Origin of the sequence: Amycolatopsis sp. NBC_00355 (genome assembly GCF_036104975.1) — a bacterium.
In the GTDB taxonomy this organism is placed as follows: domain Bacteria; phylum Actinomycetota; class Actinomycetes; order Mycobacteriales; family Pseudonocardiaceae; genus Amycolatopsis.
Window position 1 is genome coordinate 5,513,403 of record NZ_CP107982.1, and the last position, 16,813, is coordinate 5,530,215.

At 70.2% G+C, this 16,813-nt stretch carries 16 protein-coding genes; 1 reads left to right on the forward strand and 15 read right to left on the reverse strand.

Annotated features, from left to right (window positions below; genetic code table 11):
• Window positions 1-117 precede the first annotated feature (117 nt).
• The 14 genes from OHS18_RS24505 to OHS18_RS24570 all read right to left on the reverse strand — a co-directional run bounded on the left by OHS18_RS24505 (window position 118) and on the right by OHS18_RS24570 (window position 15,324).
• Window positions 118-945 carry a hypothetical protein gene (locus tag OHS18_RS24505; RefSeq protein WP_328612541.1) on the reverse strand — a complete coding sequence of 276 codons (828 nt, stop codon included), beginning with the start codon at window positions 943-945 and terminating at the stop codon, window positions 118-120.
• A 48-nt stretch (window positions 946-993) separates the two neighbouring features.
• The gene (locus tag OHS18_RS24510; RefSeq protein WP_328612542.1) at window positions 994-1,830 is read right to left on the reverse strand and encodes a hypothetical protein; all 837 of its coding nucleotides are present in this window, start codon (window positions 1,828-1,830) and stop codon (window positions 994-996) included.
• A gap of 384 nt (window positions 1,831-2,214) precedes the next feature.
• Window positions 2,215-3,939 (reverse strand): S8 family serine peptidase, encoded by a 1,725-nt coding sequence (locus OHS18_RS24515; RefSeq protein WP_328612543.1) that lies wholly within the window; start codon window positions 3,937-3,939, stop codon window positions 2,215-2,217.
• A gap of 86 nt (window positions 3,940-4,025) precedes the next feature.
• Window positions 4,026-5,063: an ABC transporter ATP-binding protein gene (locus OHS18_RS24520; RefSeq protein ID WP_328612544.1), complete on the reverse strand. Its 1,038-nt coding sequence runs from the start codon at window positions 5,061-5,063 to the stop codon at window positions 4,026-4,028.
• The gene (locus OHS18_RS24525; RefSeq protein ID WP_328612545.1) at window positions 5,050-6,054 is read right to left on the reverse strand and encodes an ABC transporter ATP-binding protein; all 1,005 of its coding nucleotides are present in this window, start codon (window positions 6,052-6,054) and stop codon (window positions 5,050-5,052) included. Before OHS18_RS24525 ends, OHS18_RS24520 begins: the two co-directional genes overlap by 14 nt.
• Before the next feature lie 6 nt (window positions 6,055-6,060).
• Window positions 6,061-7,014, reverse strand: a complete 954-nt coding sequence (locus OHS18_RS24530; protein WP_328448818.1) for an ABC transporter permease — start codon at window positions 7,012-7,014, stop codon at window positions 6,061-6,063.
• A complete protein-coding gene (locus OHS18_RS24535) occupies window positions 7,007-7,936 on the reverse strand; it encodes an ABC transporter permease (protein ID WP_328448816.1) in 930 nt (309 codons plus the stop codon). The genes OHS18_RS24530 and OHS18_RS24535 overlap by 8 nt, the downstream gene beginning before the upstream one ends.
• Window positions 7,937-8,038: 102 nt before the next feature.
• Window positions 8,039-9,667: a peptide ABC transporter substrate-binding protein gene (locus OHS18_RS24540; RefSeq protein WP_328448815.1), complete on the reverse strand. Its 1,629-nt coding sequence runs from the start codon at window positions 9,665-9,667 to the stop codon at window positions 8,039-8,041.
• Window positions 9,668-9,972: 305 nt separating this feature from the next.
• Window positions 9,973-10,926: a Ppx/GppA phosphatase family protein gene (locus OHS18_RS24545; RefSeq protein WP_328612546.1), complete on the reverse strand. Its 954-nt coding sequence runs from the start codon at window positions 10,924-10,926 to the stop codon at window positions 9,973-9,975.
• Window positions 10,927-11,020: 94 nt separating this feature from the next.
• Window positions 11,021-12,193, reverse strand: a complete 1,173-nt coding sequence (locus OHS18_RS24550; protein ID WP_328612547.1) for a lytic transglycosylase domain-containing protein — start codon at window positions 12,191-12,193, stop codon at window positions 11,021-11,023.
• Window positions 12,194-12,346: 153 nt separating this feature from the next.
• Entirely contained in the window at window positions 12,347-12,856 is a 510-nt protein-coding gene (locus tag OHS18_RS24555) for a DUF501 domain-containing protein (RefSeq protein WP_328448809.1), read from the reverse strand.
• A 54-nt stretch (window positions 12,857-12,910) separates the two neighbouring features.
• A complete protein-coding gene (locus OHS18_RS24560) occupies window positions 12,911-13,273 on the reverse strand; it encodes an FtsB family cell division protein (protein WP_328618567.1) in 363 nt (120 codons plus the stop codon).
• 211 nt (window positions 13,274-13,484) lie between these two features.
• Complete coding sequence (gene eno, locus OHS18_RS24565; RefSeq protein ID WP_328448807.1) at window positions 13,485-14,771, reverse strand: phosphopyruvate hydratase; 1,287 nt, start codon at window positions 14,769-14,771, stop codon at window positions 13,485-13,487.
• Between the two features lie 106 nt (window positions 14,772-14,877).
• Window positions 14,878-15,324, reverse strand: a complete 447-nt coding sequence (locus tag OHS18_RS24570; RefSeq protein WP_328612548.1) for a VOC family protein — start codon at window positions 15,322-15,324, stop codon at window positions 14,878-14,880.
• Window positions 15,325-15,396: 72 nt separating this feature from the next.
• Between OHS18_RS24570 and OHS18_RS24575 the strand changes: the two genes are divergently transcribed.
• Window positions 15,397-15,798 (forward strand): tetratricopeptide repeat protein, encoded by a 402-nt coding sequence (locus OHS18_RS24575; RefSeq protein WP_328448803.1) that lies wholly within the window; start codon window positions 15,397-15,399, stop codon window positions 15,796-15,798.
• Between the two features lie 225 nt (window positions 15,799-16,023).
• On the opposite strand, the gene OHS18_RS24580 is transcribed toward OHS18_RS24575, so the two are convergent.
• Window positions 16,024-16,770, reverse strand: a complete 747-nt coding sequence (locus OHS18_RS24580) for a murein transglycosylase (RefSeq protein ID WP_328459200.1) — start codon at window positions 16,768-16,770, stop codon at window positions 16,024-16,026.
• Window positions 16,771-16,813: the final 43 nt, after the last annotated feature.

Sequence of the window (16,813 nt, forward strand, 5' to 3'; positions counted from 1 at the left end):
GAACGCCTCCCGCGGCGGACGCGCAGCCGCTCCGACAGCCGCGTCGTCGGCTCGGCCACCCGGATCCCGCGCCGCTCGAGCCATGGGGCCGCGGCCTTCTCCGGGCCGTCAACACGATCACCGGGCACCGGCCTGAGCGGGCAGGGGGACGCCGTAGTCACCGGCCGGGAGGGCCGGCCGCCGCCTGCGGGACACCAGCACGCCGACGACTTGCAGCGCGATCGCGAGCACCACGTAACCGGCGAGCCACGGCGCGAACCCGGGCGGCTGCCGGTGGGTGGTGACCAGGTCCACCAGCACCGGGAAGGAGTACATCGAAGGCAGTGCGAGGGTGAGGTCGTCGACCCGCAGCACGGTGTCGACCGCCAGCGACGGCCGGTCCTGCGCGATCACCGGGCGGCGGACCACACCCGCGAAGATCGCCGCGAAGACGACCGCGCCGAGCCCGAGCACGCCGAGCCAGCTCCAGGCGTACGTCCGGTACTCGGTGGCGAAGTACATCGTCGCCCCGAGCGCGGCGCCGCCCCCGAACGTCACCACGACCGACGCGAGGTACCAGCGGTTCACCAGCGAACGCCACGGCGGCCGGGGACGGTCGAGCGCCCGCGCGCCCAGTGCCGCCGCGGCTCGGCGGTCCCGGTGCCGGATGGCGGACCAGGTCGCCCATTGGAACGCGCAGAGCAGGAAGTACACGACCTTGCTCTCGGTCATCTCGACCCCGCGCACGCCGGGCAGGTACTGCAGGCACTGGTAGCCGACCGCCCCGGCGATCCCGGCCAGGAGGAAAAGGGCCACCCGGATCAGGAACGCTCGCGGCCGTGCGCCGGCGCGCACGCCCAGCCGCGTCGCCAGCAGCCGGGTCGGGGTCTCCACCCGGACGCCGTGCTTCCCCAGCCAGACCGCGGCCTGCGCCACCTCGCCGCGGCTCGGCACTCGTTCGCTCACGGAACCCCCCTCACTTCGCGGAGAACACGCACGAGCGGCCGGAAAGGTTTACCTGCCGTAGTAACCGGGCGGCAGGCGCCGGTATCGACGGCGGGTGATCAGCCAGCCGGTCAGCTGCAGGCCGATCGCGACCACCAGGTACGCCGATGCGAGCCAGCCCAGCCAGCCGGGCGTGGCCCAGTCGACCACGAAGACCGGTACCGCCAAGACGGCGTACACGGCGCACGGGGCGAACCGGTAAGGATCTTCGGCCCGCAGCAGGTCGTCGACCCGCTGGGAGGTCTCGTCCTCCGCGATCACCGGCGCGCGGAGCACCCGGCCGAGCACCAGCGCGGTCGCGCCGGCCCCCAGGGCCAGCGCGAACGTGTGCAGCCCGACCTCCACGACCGGCGGATACCAGTGCTTCCAGGTGAACTGCGGCTCGGTCAGGAAGGTCGCCGCGCACAGCGCCGCCCCGCCGAGGAACGTGACGGCCGTCGAGACGAGGTACCACCAGCCCACCCGCTTCGCCGCCACCCGGAACGGGAGCGGCGCGCCGGTGCCGGCCAGCCGCTCGGCGAGCTGTTCCCGGTTCTGCACACTGCGCCAGCGCAGCACGAAGAACAAGGCGATGAGCGCGGCCTCGGCCGCCACCGAACCCGGCAGGTCCGTCGCGTGGAAGATGCCCTTGGTGGACCACCACAGAACCACCATGACGACCACGAAGGTGGGAATCCCCCGGCCGGTGAGGGACCGCCCGCCGACGCGCAGGGCGAGCAGCCGGGTCGGCAGCCACACCACCGCCCCGCGCCGGCCCAGCCACACCCGCGTGCGGCCCACCTCGAGCAGCGTCGGCTCACCCGGCAGTCTCGGATCCACCGGCAACGCCGGCTCACGCACATCCACCCCGAAGTCCCCTCGCCCCCTGGTCCACTGGTGAAACGCGGACCGCTCCGGAGAGGTTGCCTTCCCGGAGCGGTCTTTCGCAACCTCCTTCACGTCAGGCTTCGCGTCACCTCCTCGGCGACCGGCGGGGACCTTCCGCCAGGGTTTCGCCGGAGTCACCGGCGGAACCGACTCGCGGAGGTCCCGTTCGTCGCGGCGGACGGTGTCCCCCGTCGACCGCTGCATCGCGAAGTAGAAGACGCTCTCGGTCCTCCCCGGGCCGAACACCCGCGAACCGGCGATGCCGGCGCCGGCCATCGCCTGCTCCCCCTGGCCGTCACCGGGGAAAGGTTGACGCGAAAACGGCCCGCCTCCCCGAGGGGAAGCGGGCCGTTGCCGGCAGAGCTACTTCAGGTACTGCGACCCGCGCGTCACCGCGCCATAGGCGTCGACGGCGCCGTGGCCGTAGAAGCCGTTGAACGACGGGTCACCCGTGCACGTCGCCGTGAACGTGGCGTCGCGGCCTTCGTCCAGGTAGTCGACCGTGCGCGGGACCGGGCAGGCGATCTGGGACGCCGTGCCCTCGAGGACGCGCTGGACCTTGTCCGGGTCCAAGCCGAAACCGGCGCCGGACTTCTTGCCGTACTGCGAGATGATCAGCGCCGCGACGCCGGTCGCGTGCGGCGTGGCCATCGACGTGCCCTGCAGCCACTGGTAGTAGCCGACCCGGCCGTCCGCGGCCGTGGCCTTCTGGACGCCCAGCGTGACACCGGCCGGCGTCACGTTGCCCGCCGCGTCGATGTTGCCGTCGGCCACCCCGGCGTTCTTCGGGTACGTCGAGAGGATCTCGTTCTCGACCGTGCGGAACCACGGCGTGCCGAAACCGTCGCGGAAGTAGCCGCCCGGCGCGGAAACCGAGATCTGCTCGGTGCCGTAGTTCGAGTAGTCCGCCTTCGCCTGCGACGGCCCGAACGCGCTGACGCCGATCGTGTGGTTGCCCTCGACCGGCAGGCTCAGGCAGCTCGCGTTGTCGACCGCACGCGGGTGCGTGGTGTTCGCCGGGTAGTCCGGGCTCGTCGTGTCCGGCTGCGGCGCGCCGAGGTCGGTGTGCTGGTTGCCCAGCGCGACCACCATCGTGACGCCCTTGCGGTGCGCGTAGTTCAACGCGCGCTGCGTCGCCTCGATGATCGTGCGCTGCTCGGCCTGCTCCGCGGCCGAGTCGGCCGGGTTCGCCGTGCAGTTGTACAGCCACGGGTCGGTGTAGAAGCTCATGTTGACCACGTCGATGCCGGCGTCGCCGGCGTAGGTCAGCGCGTCGACGGTCGGCTGCAGGAAGAAGTACCCCGAGTCCTGGCCGGCGCGGATGTTCACCAGCGTCACGTTCGGCGCGACCCCCGAGACGCCGAAGCCGTTGGCCGCGGCGGCGATCGTGCCGGCGACGTGCGTGCCGTGCGCACCGTCGTCGTGGTTCACCGGGTCGACGCAGCCGCGGAACTCGCACGGGCCGTCGACCTCGACGCCGTTGACGTCGAACGGGATGTCCTTGACGAAGTTGCGCGAGTCGGCCTCGTCGAAGTTCGGCGCGATGTCCGGGTGCGTGCCGTCGACGCCGGTGTCGATGATGCCGACCTTGACCTGCTTGCTGCCCGGCTGCTTGGTGCGGGAGAGGTCCGAGCGGACGGACTTGAGGCCCCAGAGCTGGTCGTCCAGCGGGTCCATCCCGACGGCCTTGGTGGCGGCTGCGTTCTTTTTCGAAGCGGCGCCGCGGCCTTCCTTCTCGACGTTGTTGTTCTTGGCCTTCTTGCCGTCCTTCGGCACCGAGCCGATGACCTGGGCCTTCGCCGCGCCGAACACGGCCCGGTTCGCCGAGACGCGCTCGGTGAAGCCGGACGCCGGAGCGCTGGCCTTGATCAGGCCGACCGCGCTGTTGGTCTCCAGCACCGTGCCACCCGCGTCGCGGATCGCCTTCTGCGCGCTCCCGACGCTCTGGACGTCCTTGGCGAGCACGGTGAACTCGGTCGCCGGGCCGGCCAGCGCGGGCTGCGCCGACGCGACCGGGACCGCCACCGCGCTGATCGCCCCGAACAACGGGACGACCAGCACCGCGGCGAGAAGCCTGGGTCTCTTCACGTTTCTCCTCCTCGGAAAGCGGTTACTGCTCCGCACCCCTCGGACCGTATAGTTCGGACATTGTGGTTACAACGGCCAAACGTACGTTATGGAACAACCGACTTCTGCTCCGCGAAGTGACATGCTGACAAGTGCCCGTCGGTCCGCGGCACGAGTTCCGGTACCTCCGAAGCGCAGCGGTCCTGCGCTTTCCAGCACCGCGTGCGGAACCGGCAGCCGGACGGGGGATCCAGCGGGCTCGGGACGTCGCCCTCGAGCCGGATGATCTGCCGCTGCCCGCGCAGCGCCGGGTCCGCCACCGGCACGGCGGACAGCAGCGCCTGCGTGTACGGGTGGGACGGTCGCTCGTAGATCTCCTCGTCCGTGCCGATTTCGACGATCTTGCCGAGGTACATGACGGCGACCCGGTTGGACAGGTGCCGCACCACGGAAAGGTCGTGCGCGATGAAGACGTACGACAGGCCGAACTCGTCCTGCAGGTCGCCGAGCAGGTTCATCACCTGCGCCTGGATCGAGACGTCCAATGCGGACACCGGCTCGTCGCAGATGATCACCTTGGGCCGCAACGCCAGCGCCCGCGCGATGCCGATGCGCTGGCGCTGCCCGCCGGAGAACTGGTGCGGGTAGCGGTTGAGGTGCTCGGGGTTGAGCCCGACCACCTCCAGCAGCTCCTGCACCTTCTTCGCCCGCGAGCCCTTCGGCGCGACGTCGGAGTGGATCTCGAACGGCTCGCCGACGATGTCGCCGACGGTCATCCGCGGGTTCAGCGACGTGTACGGGTCCTGCAGCACGATCTGGATCTCGCGGCGCAGCTTGCGCAGTTCGTTGCCGCGCATCGAAAAGATGTCGCGGCCCTCGAACTTCGCGGTGCCGCCGGTCGGCTCCTCCAGGCGCATCAGCACCTGGGCCAGGGTGGACTTCCCGCAGCCGGACTCGCCGACGACGCCGAGCGTCTCGCCGGGCATGAGGTCGAACGAGACGCCGTCGACCGCCTTGACCTGGCCGACCGTCCGCTTGAACAGGACGCCGGTGCGGACCGGGAAGTACTTCTTGAGGTCGTTGACGGAAAGAATGGGTTCCGCCGACGTGCTCTTCTCAGCGGAAGCGGCATCAGACACTGCCACGGGAGTTCACCACCACATCTTCGGCGAAGTGGCACGCGCTGGTCCGGCCCAAGCCGATCCCGCGGGGCGCCGGGACTTCCGAGGAACAGCGGTCCTCGGCCCGCTTGCAACGCGGGTGGAACGGGCAGCCGGGCGGGACGTCGAGCAGGCTCGGCGGCAGGCCCTTGATGGTCTCCAGCGTCTGTCCCTTGAGGTCGAGCCGGGGCAGGGAGTCCATCAGCGCGGCGGTGTAGGGGTGGGCCGGCGCGCGGAACAGCTCGACGACGTCGGCCTGTTCGACGATCCGGCCCGCGTACATCACCGCGATCCGGTCGGCGACCTCGGCGACCACGCCCAGGTCGTGCGTGATGAGCACCAGCCCCATCTTGCGTTCGGCCTGGATCTCCCCGAGCAGGTCCATGATCTGGGCCTGCACGGTGACGTCGAGGGCGGTGGTCGGCTCGTCGGCGATGAGCAGGTCCGGGTCCAGGGCCAGCGACATCGCGATCATCGCGCGCTGGCGCATCCCGCCGGAGAACTGGTGCGGGTAGTCCTTGATCCGCCGGTCGGCGGCCGGGATGCGGACGATGTCCAGCAGCTCGATCGCGCGTCTGCGGGCGTCCTTCTTGGACATCCCGAGCCGCACGCGCAGCTGCTCCTCGATCTGGAACCCCACGGTGAACACCGGGTTCAGCGCCGAGAGCGCGTCCTGGAAGATCATCGCGATCTCGCTGCCGCGCACCTCCCGGCGGCGGTCTTCGGACGCCGTCAGCAGGTCCTCGCCGCGCCACCGCACGGCGCCGCCGGTGATCACGCCGGGTGGCACGTCGAGGATGCCCATCACGGTCTGCGCGGTGACGCTCTTGCCGGAGCCGGACTCGCCGAGCACCGCCAGGGTCTCCCCGGCGTGCACGGAGTAGCCGACGCCGTTGAGCACGTTCGCCACGCCGTCCGAGGTGCGGAACTCGACGTGCAGATCCTCTACCTCGAGCAATAGTTCGTTGTCGGACAAGGGGATCTACCTCGACTTCGGATCGAGCGCGTCGCGGATGCCGTCACCCAGCATCACGAAGGCCAGCACGGTCAGGGTGACGAAGGCACCGGGGAACAGCAGCATGTGCGGGTCGCTGCGGAAGTAGTCCCGCGAGTCGCTGATCATCACGCCCCACGAGATCACCGGCGCGCGCACGCCGATGCCGAGGTAGGCCAACGTCGCCTCGGCGCCGATGAACGCGCCGAGCGCGATGGTGGCGTACACCAGCACCGGCGCGATCGTGTTCGGCAGCAGGTGCCGGAAGATGATCCGCGGCGTGCTCGCGCCGAGGCCGCGCGCGGCCTTGACGTAGTCGAGCTGCTTGGCCACCAGCGTCGCCGAGCGCATGATGCGCATCGCGACCGGCCAGCTCAGCACGGCGATCGAGCAGACGACCTGGACGATGATCGTGACCGCGCCCGGGTTCGAGCCGGGCGCGTTGAACGTCGTCAGGATGACGATCGCGCCGAGCACGAACGGCAGGCCGGCGAAGATGTCGCCGAAGCGCGACAGGAGGCTGTCGACGAACCGGCCGTAGTAACCGGCGACGATGCCGACGAGCGAGCCGAACAGGACGGTCAGCAGTGTGGAGAACACGCCGACCAGCAGCGACGCGCGGGTGCCGTAGATCGTCCGGGCGAACACGTCGGCACCCTGGTTGTCGTAGCCGAACCAGGCACTCCCGGACGGTCCTTCGTTGGCGTGGGTCAGGTCGCTGAAGCCCGCGTCGCGCGAGCTGAACAGGCCGGGCGCGATCGCGATCAGCACGATGACCAGGATGATCACCGCCGAGACGACGACCGCCGGCTTGCGCCGCAGCTGACGCCAGGCGTCGGCCGCCAGGCTGCGGGGTTTCTGCGGGCTGGTCGCGGAGTCGTCGATGCGGGACAGCTCGGCCGCGTCGGCCCCGCCGCCGCCCACCAGGTTCGGGTCAGTCATAGCGGATCCTCGGGTCGAGAACGGCGTAGAGCAGGTCGACGATCAGGCTCATCAGCAGGTACACCAGCACCAGCAGGACGACCACGCCGACGACGGTGGCGCTCTCCCGGTTCTGGATGCCGCGGAAGATGAGCCCGCCCAGGCCGTTGATGTTGAACACGCCTTCGGTGACGATCGCGCCGCCCATCAGGGCGCCGAGGTCGGTGCCGAGGAACGTCAGCACCGGGATCACCGAGTTGCGCAGCAGGTGGACGCCGACGACGCGGCTGGTGGGCTGGCCCTTCGCGATCGCCGTCCGGACGTAGTCGGCGCGGCGGTTTTCGGCGATGCTCGTTCTCGACAGCCGGGCGACGTAGGCCATGGACAGGCTGCCGAGCGCGATGCCGGGCACGATCAGCTCGCCGATGCTCGGGTTGTCGGACACGCTGGCCTCGATCAGGCCGAGGCCGTTGGTGCCCAGGGCCAGCTGCAGCACGATCGCCGTGACGAACACCGGCAGCGAGATCAGGAACGTGGTCGAGACCAGCACCAGGTTGTCGAGGAAACCCTTGCCGCGCAGGCCGGTCAGCACGCCGGCGGTGAGGCCGATGACGGCTTCGATGATCACCGCGACCACGGCCAGGCGCAGGGTGATCGGGTAGGACGTCGCGATCAGCTCGCCGACCGAGGTGCCGTTGAAGGTCTCGCCCCAGTCGCCGGTGAACAGGCTCCCGAGGTACTTGAAGTACTGGACGAAGATGTTGTCGGCCAGGTGGAACTTCTCGGTCATCTGCGTGATGTACGCCTGGGGGCAGGCGGTCTGCCCGCACTTGCCGGCGAACGGGTCGCCGGGCACGGCCCAGACCAGGACGTAGATCAGGAACGTGGTGCCGAAGAAGACCGGGATCAGCTGGAGCAGCCGTCGCAGGACATAGCGGATCATGACGGATTCCTAGTGCGCGCCGGCCGTCGTGAGTGTCCAGGGCGGTTAGAACCGCCCTGGACACTCACGACGGCGTGGTGGTGGTTACGGCAGGTCAGCGCGTCACTTCTTCAGGACCTCGATGGACGGGTAGTCCGGCATGCGCCGGAAGTCCAGGCCCGCGGACTTGAGGTTCTTCGACTTCGCCGCTACACCCTTCTCGTCCCACACCGGGATCGAGGGCAGGTCCTTGGCGATCAGGTCCTCGGCCTGCTGGTACAGCTTGACCGCGGCGTCCTTGTCGGCCGTCGCGTCGGCCTGGCCGAGGATCGAGTCGACCTGCGGGTTCGAGTACGACGAGTCGTTCGAGGAGCCGCCGGTCTTGTAGATCGGGTTGAGGAAGTCCTCGATGGACGGGTAGTCCGCGGACCAGTCCGACCGGCCCATGCCCGTGAGCTTCTTGCCGGTCACGATGCTGCGCCACTGACCGAAGTCGGTGGCCGGCACGAAGTCGCACTCGACGCCGAGGGTGTTCTTGATGCTGTTGCACGCCGCGGTCAGCGGTTCCTTGCGGCCGCCGTCCGCGTTCGAGGCGATGGTCAGCTTGCCCTTGAAGCCGGACTTCGCGAAGGCTTCCTTCGCCGCGGCGGGGTCGAACTTGCAGAACTGGCAGACGCCGGTGCGGGCGCCCGGGATGCCCTGGGCGATGTAGCTGTCCGCGGGCACGTAGGTGTCGTTCATGACGGTCTTGGTGATCTGGGCCCGGTCGATCGCCATCGAGACGGCCTTGCGCAGCTCCAGGTTGTCGTAACCCGGGACGTAGTACGGCAGGGCGATGGTGCTGATCCCGAGCAGGTGGCCGGTGACCAGGCGGTCGCCCAGGTCGGCCTTGTACTTGCCGCCCGCGACGGCCGACGGCGGCAGCGCCTCCATGAAGTCGAGCCGGCCGCTCAGCAGGTCCTGGTAGGCCGTCTCCTGGCTGGCGTAGATCTTGATGTTCAGGTCCTTGAAGTGGACCTTGTCGTCACCCTTGTAGTCGTCGAAGCGGGTGAGCTTGATGTCCTGGTTCGGCGTCCGCGAGACGAACTTCATCGGGCCGTTGCCGACCGGGTGCTGCTCGAAGCCCTTGGGGTCCTTGAAGAACACGTCGGGCAGCGGCGCGAACGCCTGGTAGCCGACCTTGATCGAGAACACCGAGAACGGCCCGTCCAGCGTCACCTGGAACTCGTAGTCGCCCTTGAGGACCAGGCCGGACATCTTGTCCGTGGCCGGCTTGGCGTTCTTGTCCTCGGGGTGGACGTCCTTGTAGCCCTGGATGTTCGAGAAGAAGTCGGTGTTGAGCTGCCCGTTCGGGGCGTAGGCGCCGTAGTTCCAGGCGTCGATGAAGTTGTGCGCCTTCACCTCGGTGCCGTCGTGGAACTTCCAGCCCTGCTTGATCTTGATGTCGTAGACCTTGGAGTCGGTCGTCGTGATCGAGTCGGCCATCAGGTTGAACGGCTGTGCGTCCGCTCCCTTGAAGCCGACCAGCGTGGCGAACATGACCTGGATGGCCTTGGTCCCGCCGAGGTCGTTGATGTTGGTCGGGACCAGCGCGTTCTGCGGTTCCGTGCCGTAGACGCTGACCGTGCCGTCCGGGTCCGTCCCGCCCGAGCCCGTGGAGTCGCCTGAGCTGCCGCCCCCACAGGCGGCGAGCACCAGTGCCAGCGTGGTCACCACCGCGGAACTTCCCCAGAGCCTGCGCGAACGACGCATGATCCCCTCCACAATCCGGCTGTCCGAAAGATGGGACGCACGCTATCGGGGGCGGCGAAGGTGATCACAGGAGTGCGGTGTTGCAAATGTGTGACGACCGTCAGGACCACCTGGTTGGAGCACAACCAACGTAGGTAATCGGATACTCCGGACGGCCTAGCGCGGACGCCTTGTCATCGCGCGCTCACCGAGGGTTGGTCGCGAAATCCCTTGTGGCACAAGCCCTTTCGGGCGCGCCAACGCGCGGCGGTGGCCTGGACCACCGCCGCGGGCGCGTCACCTCGAGGTGACTGGGTGTAACTGGTCTAGACGAGCGAAAGGGCGATGCCGTCGAGGATGTCGTGCTCGCTGACGATCAGCTCGGTCGGGCCGCCGCGGGCCGCGAGCTGCTCGGCGAGGATCTGGACCACCACGGCGCCGCCGCCGATCACGTCGACCCGGCCGGGGTGGATCACCGGGTTCGCCGCGCGGGTGGCGTGGTCGGCGTGCAGCAGGCCCGAAGCGAGCCGGTCGATGTCCGCGGCGCCCAGCTTGGACAGGTGGACACGCTCGCTGTCGTACTCGGTGAGGCCGAGGGCGATGGCCGAGAGCGTCGTCACCGTGCCGGCGACACCGACCCAGGTCTTCGCGCGCGAGACGTCCACGACGTCGAACGCCTCGCTCAGCACCTTCCCGGCGAGGTCGCGGGCGACGGCGATCTCCTCGGCGGTGGGCGGGTCGCTCTTGAGGGCGCGCTCGGTGATCCGGACGCACCCGATGTCGACGGACTTCGCGGCGAGCACCTCGGCCTTGCGGCCGTCCCAGGTGCCGAGGACGAGCTCGGTCGAGCCGCCGCCGACGTCGACCACGACGAACGGGCCGTCGTCCGGGTCCTGCTCCCCGACGGCGCCGGTGAAGCTGAGCCGGGCTTCCTCGTCACCGGAGATCACCTCGGCCTCGACGCCGAGGGTCTCGCGCGTCATGCGGAAGAAGTCGTCGCGGTTCTTCGCGTCGCGGGTCGCGGAGGTGGCGACCATGCGCACCTTCTCGGCACCCTTGCGGCGGGCGGCGATCGTGTAGTCGGCGAGCGCGACGCGGGTGCGTTCGAGCGCTTCGGGGGCGAGCTCGCCGGTGGCGTCGACACCCTGGCCGAGCCGGACGATGCGCATCTCGCGGTGCAGGTCGCGCAGGTCCACCGTGCCGTCGTGGCGCGGGGTCAGCTCGGCGACGAGCAGGCGGATGGAGTTGGTCCCACAGTCGATCGCGGCAACACGAGGCATGGGATCCACCCTAGCCAACCCGCCACTTTCGTCGTGAAAGTGCCACTCGCGGGGCCGTTTACGCATCTTTCCCAGGGAAAGTGACGCCTTTGCCTCAGCTGGCGGGGGTCGGCAGCGTCGTCGTGGTCGTGGTGACCGACGTCGAGACCGAGGTGATGATCGCGCCGCAGCTCGGGGTCGGTGTTGTCGTCGGGCCGCTGGGCGTGGTGCTGGTGTCCGGCGGAGTCGTCGTCGGGGACGGGACCGTGGTGACGCTGATCTCCGTCGTCGTGGTCGGCGTGGTCGTCGGTGGGGCGCACGGCTTCGACGTCGTCGGCGCGGTCGATGTGCCGCCCGGCGGGGTCGACGTCGGCGGGGCGGCCGGGGTCGTCGTCGGGACCGGCGGGGGCGGGATCGACGGCGGCGGGGGCCCGAGTGCCGCGTTGGGCGCGCCGACCGGGATCGTGCTGTCCGGGATCTGCATGATGCCGTTGCGGTACGCGTCGGCCCAGAGGACCACCGTGTTCACGTACGTGTCGGAGTTGTTGTAGCGGTAGATCGCGCCGCGCAGCTGGTCCGGGTTCGCCACGTCGAAGCCGCCCGAGCAGAGGTAGCGGCCGGTGGCCAGGGCGGCGTCGAAGATGTTGTTCGGGTCGGACTTGCCGTCGCCGTTGCCGTCGGAGGCGTAACCGCGCCACGTGCCCGGGATGAACTGGGTCGGGCCGACCGCGCGGTCCCACACCGGGTCCGTGTCGAGCAGGCCCTGGTCGGTGTCCGGGATCGCGGCGAACCCGCCCTGGCCGTTGAGCTCCGGGCCGAGGATCGGCTCGCGCGTGGTGCCGGCGGCGTCGACGTACCCGCCGCGGGCGTGGTTGGACTCGATGCGGCCGATGCTGGCGATCAGGGCCCAGTCGATGTGGCACGCGGGCTGCTCGCGGCCGAGGATGTCGGCGGCGTTGTGGTACGCGGCGAGCGCGGTGGCCGGGATGCCGAGCGGGCCGTCGGGGAGTTCGTAGGCCGGCAGCGGCAGCGGGATGGGGGCGCCGGGGAGGGTGCCGTCGACGGCGATCTGCTGGATGGCGGCGCGGCCGGGGTCGTAGCCCTGGGCGAGTGCGGCGTCGCGGGTGTGGTCTCCGCTGCCGCCGAGCCAGCCGAGCGTGACCGCGCCGGCCACCAGGGCCGGGATCACCGCGAGGACACCGGTGATCAGCGGGTACGCGCTGCGGTGGCGGATCCCGAATCTTCGGGTGTAGCTCCCGACTGCGTCAGGCAGTCGCCGCACGCGCATCGCTCGAAACCCTCCTGGCCGGACCGGTCAACCCACCCTCGGGTGACAGCCTGCCGTACCCGGGGCGCGGTTTCACCCCTTCGGGAGTCTGGATCTTCCCGGACCGGGGTTTTCGCTCACCCAGACCAGTTATCTCCTCACGGCCCGCGTTCGTTACTCGGCACACTCTCCCGTGGGCCACCCGTTCGCCTTAAGGAGCGCGAGGGTCTCGTCACCGAAAGGATTGACGCCGGGGCCGGCCGCGAGGGAGTGGGCGACGTGCACGTGCAGGCACTTGACGCGGCCCGGCATACCGCCGGCGGTGACCTGGTGGCCGAGGGGCTCGATCGCGTCGCGCTCGGCGAGGTAGGTCTCGTGGGTGCGCTGGTACTGCGCGGCGAGCTCGGGATCGGTGGTGAGCCGCTCGGTCATCTCCTTCATGATCCCGGACGCCTCGATCGTGCCGATCATCGAATTCAGCTTCGGGCAGGTCAAGTAGTAGAGGGTCGGGAACGGCGTGCCGTTCTCCAGCCGCGGGCTGGTCTGCACGACGGACGGGTGGCCGCTCGGGCACCGCGCGGCGACGGCCCGCAGCGCCCGCGGCGGCCGTCCGAGCTGCTCCGCGATGATCTCGCGGTCGGCGTCGGTGACGGGCTCGAACCGGTGCTGCTGCGTGCTGTTCACGCACTCAAGGTTAATGCGTGGGGTACATCTCCCCGGCGGCGGTCCGCGAGGACGTCAGCCGCCGGAGACCTGGTTCCAGAGGTTGTCGTACCAGGAGCCGTCCGGGATCTGCTGCTGGCCCGGCTGCGGGATCGTGTCCTGGGCCTTGTCCTCGGGCAGCTGGACGATGTAGGGCGTCTCGCCCGGCTTGACGTACCGCAGCCGCCGCCGGGCTTCCGCCTCGATCTGCGCCGGGTCGCTCAGCTCCGCCTTGCGGCCCTGGAGCTGAGCGACCGTCTGCTGCAGCAACGCCTGCTGCGCCTGTTGCTGGCGGATTTCGGTCCGCTGGGAGAGGTACGTGCGCAGGGGCACGGCGATGGTGAACGCCAGCGCGCACACCACGATCGCCACCACCGCCGCACGGCGGGTGGTGGACATGCCGAGCACCTTCGCCGCACCCGACGCGCGCTTCTGCGCCAAGCCCCGGCGCAGCCGGGCCCTGGTCGTCTCCGCGTCGCCGGTGCGGCGCGCCCGCGCCGCTTCGGGACGGCGGGCCCGCGAGGACCCGCCCACCCGCGTGGCACCGCCGCCGGCGGCGCGGTTGCCGCCCCGGCTGCGTGGTGCCCTCCCCCGGTCCGCCATAACAGGCTCAGCCCTCGGCGCTGAACCGCGGGAAGGCCAGCTCGCCGGCGTACCGGGCGGCGTCACCGAGGGTCTCCTCGATGCGCAGCAGCTGGTTGTACTTGGCGATCCGCTCGCCGCGGGCCGGGGCACCGGTCTTGATCTGGCCGACGCCGGTGGCGACCGCCAGGTCCGCGATGAAGGTGTCCTCGGTCTCGCCGGAGCGGTGGCTCATCATCGACTTGTAGCCGAACGACGTGGCCAGCGAGATCGCGTCGAGCGTCTCGGACAGGGTGCCGATCTGGTTGACCTTCACCAGCAGCGCGTTGGCGGCGCGGCGGGTGATGCCTTCCTCGAGCCGGTCCGGGTTGGTGACGAACAGGTCGTCGCCGACGATCTGGACCTTCTCGCCGACCTCGGCGGTCAGGGTGACCCAGCCGTCCCAGTCGTCCTCGCTCAGCGGGTCCTCGATGGAGACCATCGGGTAGTCGCGGATCAGCTCGGCGTAGTACGCCGACATCTGCTCCGCGCTCTTCTTGCTGCCTTCGAAGGTGTACGCGCCGTCGGCGAAGAACTCCGTCGCGGCGACGTCGAGCGCGAGCGCGACGTCACGGCCCGGCGTGTAGCCCGCCTTCTCGATGGCCTGCAGGATCAGGTCGAGCGCCTCGCGGTTGTTCGCCAGGTTCGGCGCGAAGCCGCCTTCGTCGCCCAGACCGGTCGACAGGCCGCGGCCCTTCAGCACCGACTTCAGCGAGTGGTAGACCTCGGCGCCCCAGCGCAGGGCCTCGCGGAAGGTCTCCGCGCCGATCGGCGCGATCATGAACTCCTGGACGTCGACGTTGCTGTCCGCGTGCGAACCGCCGTTGAGGATGTTCAGCATCGGGACCGGCAGCACGTGCGCGTTCGGCCCGCCCAGGTAGCGGAACAGCTCCAGGTCGGCCGATTCGGCGGCGGCCTTCGCGACGGCCAGCGAGACGCCGAGGATGGCATTCGCGCCGAGGCGGGACTTCGCCGGCGTGCCGTCGAGGTCGACCAGCTTCTGGTCGACGATCCGCTGGTCGACGGCTTCGATGCCGACCATCTCCGGGCCGATCTCGTCGAGCACCGCGGCGACCGCGCGCTCGACGCCCTTGCCGTTGTAGCGGCCGGTGTCGCCGTCGCGGAGCTCGACCGCTTCGTGTTCGCCGGTGGACGCGCCCGACGGGACGGCGGCCCGCGCCAGGGTGCCGTCGTCGAGGGCGACCTCCACCTCGACGGTCGGGTTGCCGCGCGAGTCCAGAATCTCGCGCGCGCCTACCTGCTCGATGAGAGCCACGCCATGCTCCTCGGTGCGTCGTGCCTGCGGTTTCGCGCCCAGCCTAGCCGTCACCGCAGTTCACCCGTTGGAGGCACGGCCGGTAGCGGCCGGTCCGCCAGCGTCTTCAGCTGTCCGCGCGGACGGCCTGCCAGCCCGGCGGCAGCTCCACGACGTCGGACGTCTGCTGCCAGAACGTCCAGCTGTTGCCGCCGAGATCGCCGACGGTGAACACCCGCGCGCCGTAGGGCTGGTCCTGCGGCGGATCGAGCTCGCCCTCGTCGCCGAGCGCCGCCTCGATCCGCTCGTACCAGGCGTCGACGTCGTCGACGTACAGGATGTTGAGCTGGCCGACCGGGCCGTCGACGCCCTTGGCCTGCCAGTAGTCCGGGCCGACGCCCGCGAGCTGGATCCGCGCTTCGCCCGCGCGGAGCGTCGCCTGGAAGACCTCGCCCGCCGCGTCGCAGAAGCGGACCTCCTCGGTGAACCCGAAGACCCTGGTCAGCCAGGCCAGCGCCGCGGTGGCGTCGGCGTAGTAGAGGTAGGGCGCCAAGCCCCGGTACCCGCTGCTCATGGCGGCACAGTCCATCACGTCCCGTTCACGGGCGTGTGTTAGCCCCTCTCCCGAGGTAAAGTCGGAGTGACCATGACGGACGCCGCAGCTGCTTCGCAGCCTCCCGAGGAGTCGCGGTTCCATGCCTTCCGCCAGGCCGAAGAGCTCGTCGGCCGCCGTCGCCCGCTCGACGCGCTGAAGGCGTTGCAACCGCTCCTGGAATCCGAGACGGACAAGCCGTCGGTGCACCTGCTCGCCGGGCGCGCCTACTTCCACTCCGCCCAGCTGCGGCGCGCCGAACAGGCGCTGACCCGGGTGCTGGAGCTGGATCCGACGGACCACTACGCCCGTTTCCTCCTCGGCCGCACCCTGCAGCGCCTGGGCCGGTTCGTCGAGGCGCTGGCGCAGCTGAAGATGGCTTCGGCGATGAACCCGGTGCCGGAGTACCTCGAAGCGATCAGCGAGGTCAAGGCGCACATCGCGCTGCGGGACTAGGCGCTGCGGGACCAGGGACCAGGGCCGGAGGACCGTACTTTCGGCCGATCTCTCCGGGCCCCTCGGCCGATCCGCTCGCACCCCTCCGCGGGAGAAGCTGGTTCCAGACCGAACAGGGAGGAACCGGAAATGTCGATCTTCGCCACTTTGGGTGCGTACGCCGGACTGCTGCTGCTGGTGCTGATGGCGGTCACGCCGTTGTTCGCCGACCGCGAGCTGTAGGCCTCACGGCGCGACGCTCGCCTCCGCGTAGGCGTCCGCCGCGCTGAAGACGTCCTGGCCGTACGTGACGGCCGAGTTGTAGAACAGCACCGCGCGCCACCAGCCGGCCGGGGTGCCCAGGTCGTCGCCGCCCGAGCACAGGTAGCGCGCCGCCGTGAAGGCCGCGTCGTCGACGTTCTGGGGGTCCGGCGTGCCGCCGTCGCCGTTGGCCCGCTCCTGGTACTTCTTCCACGTCGACGGCGGGAACTGCAGTGGGCCGATCAGGTGGTCCCACGACTTGTCGCCGTCGAGCTTGCCGCCGTCGGTGTCGTGCACCGCCGGGACGCCGGGTGAGCCGTCCAGCGGCGGGCCGACCACCGGCATGACGACGCGGCCGTCCGGCCGGATCGCCGAGAGGTCGAACTTCCCGCGCTCGGCCTCGACCCGGCCGATGCCCGCGAGCGTCGCCCACGACAGGTGGCACGTCGGTTTCTGGCGCTGCATCCACATTTCCGCCCGGCCGTACGCCGAAACCACGCGTGCCGGGATGTGCGTCTTGTCCGCGACACGGGTCGCCCACGCGTCGAGCTCGGCCTGGTCGGACACCGCGGGCCGGTCGACCGGCGCGGCGAGCCCGGCCCGCGGTGACTCCGCGCCGGGCTGCGGGCGTTGTTCCGGGATGGCCAGCGCCGGCTGGGGCGGCGGGGGCGCCGCCGGCGCGTCCGGGTTCCGGACACCGATGGTGAGGACGAGGACCACTCCGGTGAGCACGAGAGCCACCGCGAACGCCGCCCGGCCGAGATAGCGCCGCGGG

Excerpts from the sequence above, each read along its gene's own strand:
- OHS18_RS24530 (WP_328448818.1), bottom strand. The coding sequence starts at position 7,014 with ATGACTGACCCGAACCTGGTGGGCGGCGGCGGGGCCGACGCGGCCGAG.
- OHS18_RS24535 (WP_328448816.1), bottom strand. The coding sequence starts at position 7,936 with ATGATCCGCTATGTCCTGCGACGGCTGCTCCAGCTGATCCCGGTCTTC.
- OHS18_RS24540 (WP_328448815.1), bottom strand. The coding sequence starts at position 9,667 with ATGCGTCGTTCGCGCAGGCTCTGGGGAAGTTCCGCGGTGGTGACCACG.
- OHS18_RS24545 (WP_328612546.1), bottom strand. The coding sequence starts at position 10,926 with ATGCCTCGTGTTGCCGCGATCGACTGTGGGACCAACTCCATCCGCCTG.
- OHS18_RS24550 (WP_328612547.1), bottom strand. The coding sequence starts at position 12,193 with ATGCGCGTGCGGCGACTGCCTGACGCAGTCGGGAGCTACACCCGAAGA.
- OHS18_RS24560 (WP_328618567.1), bottom strand. The coding sequence starts at position 13,273 with ATGTCCACCACCCGCCGTGCGGCGGTGGTGGCGATCGTGGTGTGCGCG.
- OHS18_RS24570 (WP_328612548.1), bottom strand. The coding sequence starts at position 15,324 with ATGAGCAGCGGGTACCGGGGCTTGGCGCCCTACCTCTACTACGCCGAC.
- OHS18_RS24575 (WP_328448803.1), top strand. The coding sequence starts at position 15,397 with ATGACGGACGCCGCAGCTGCTTCGCAGCCTCCCGAGGAGTCGCGGTTC.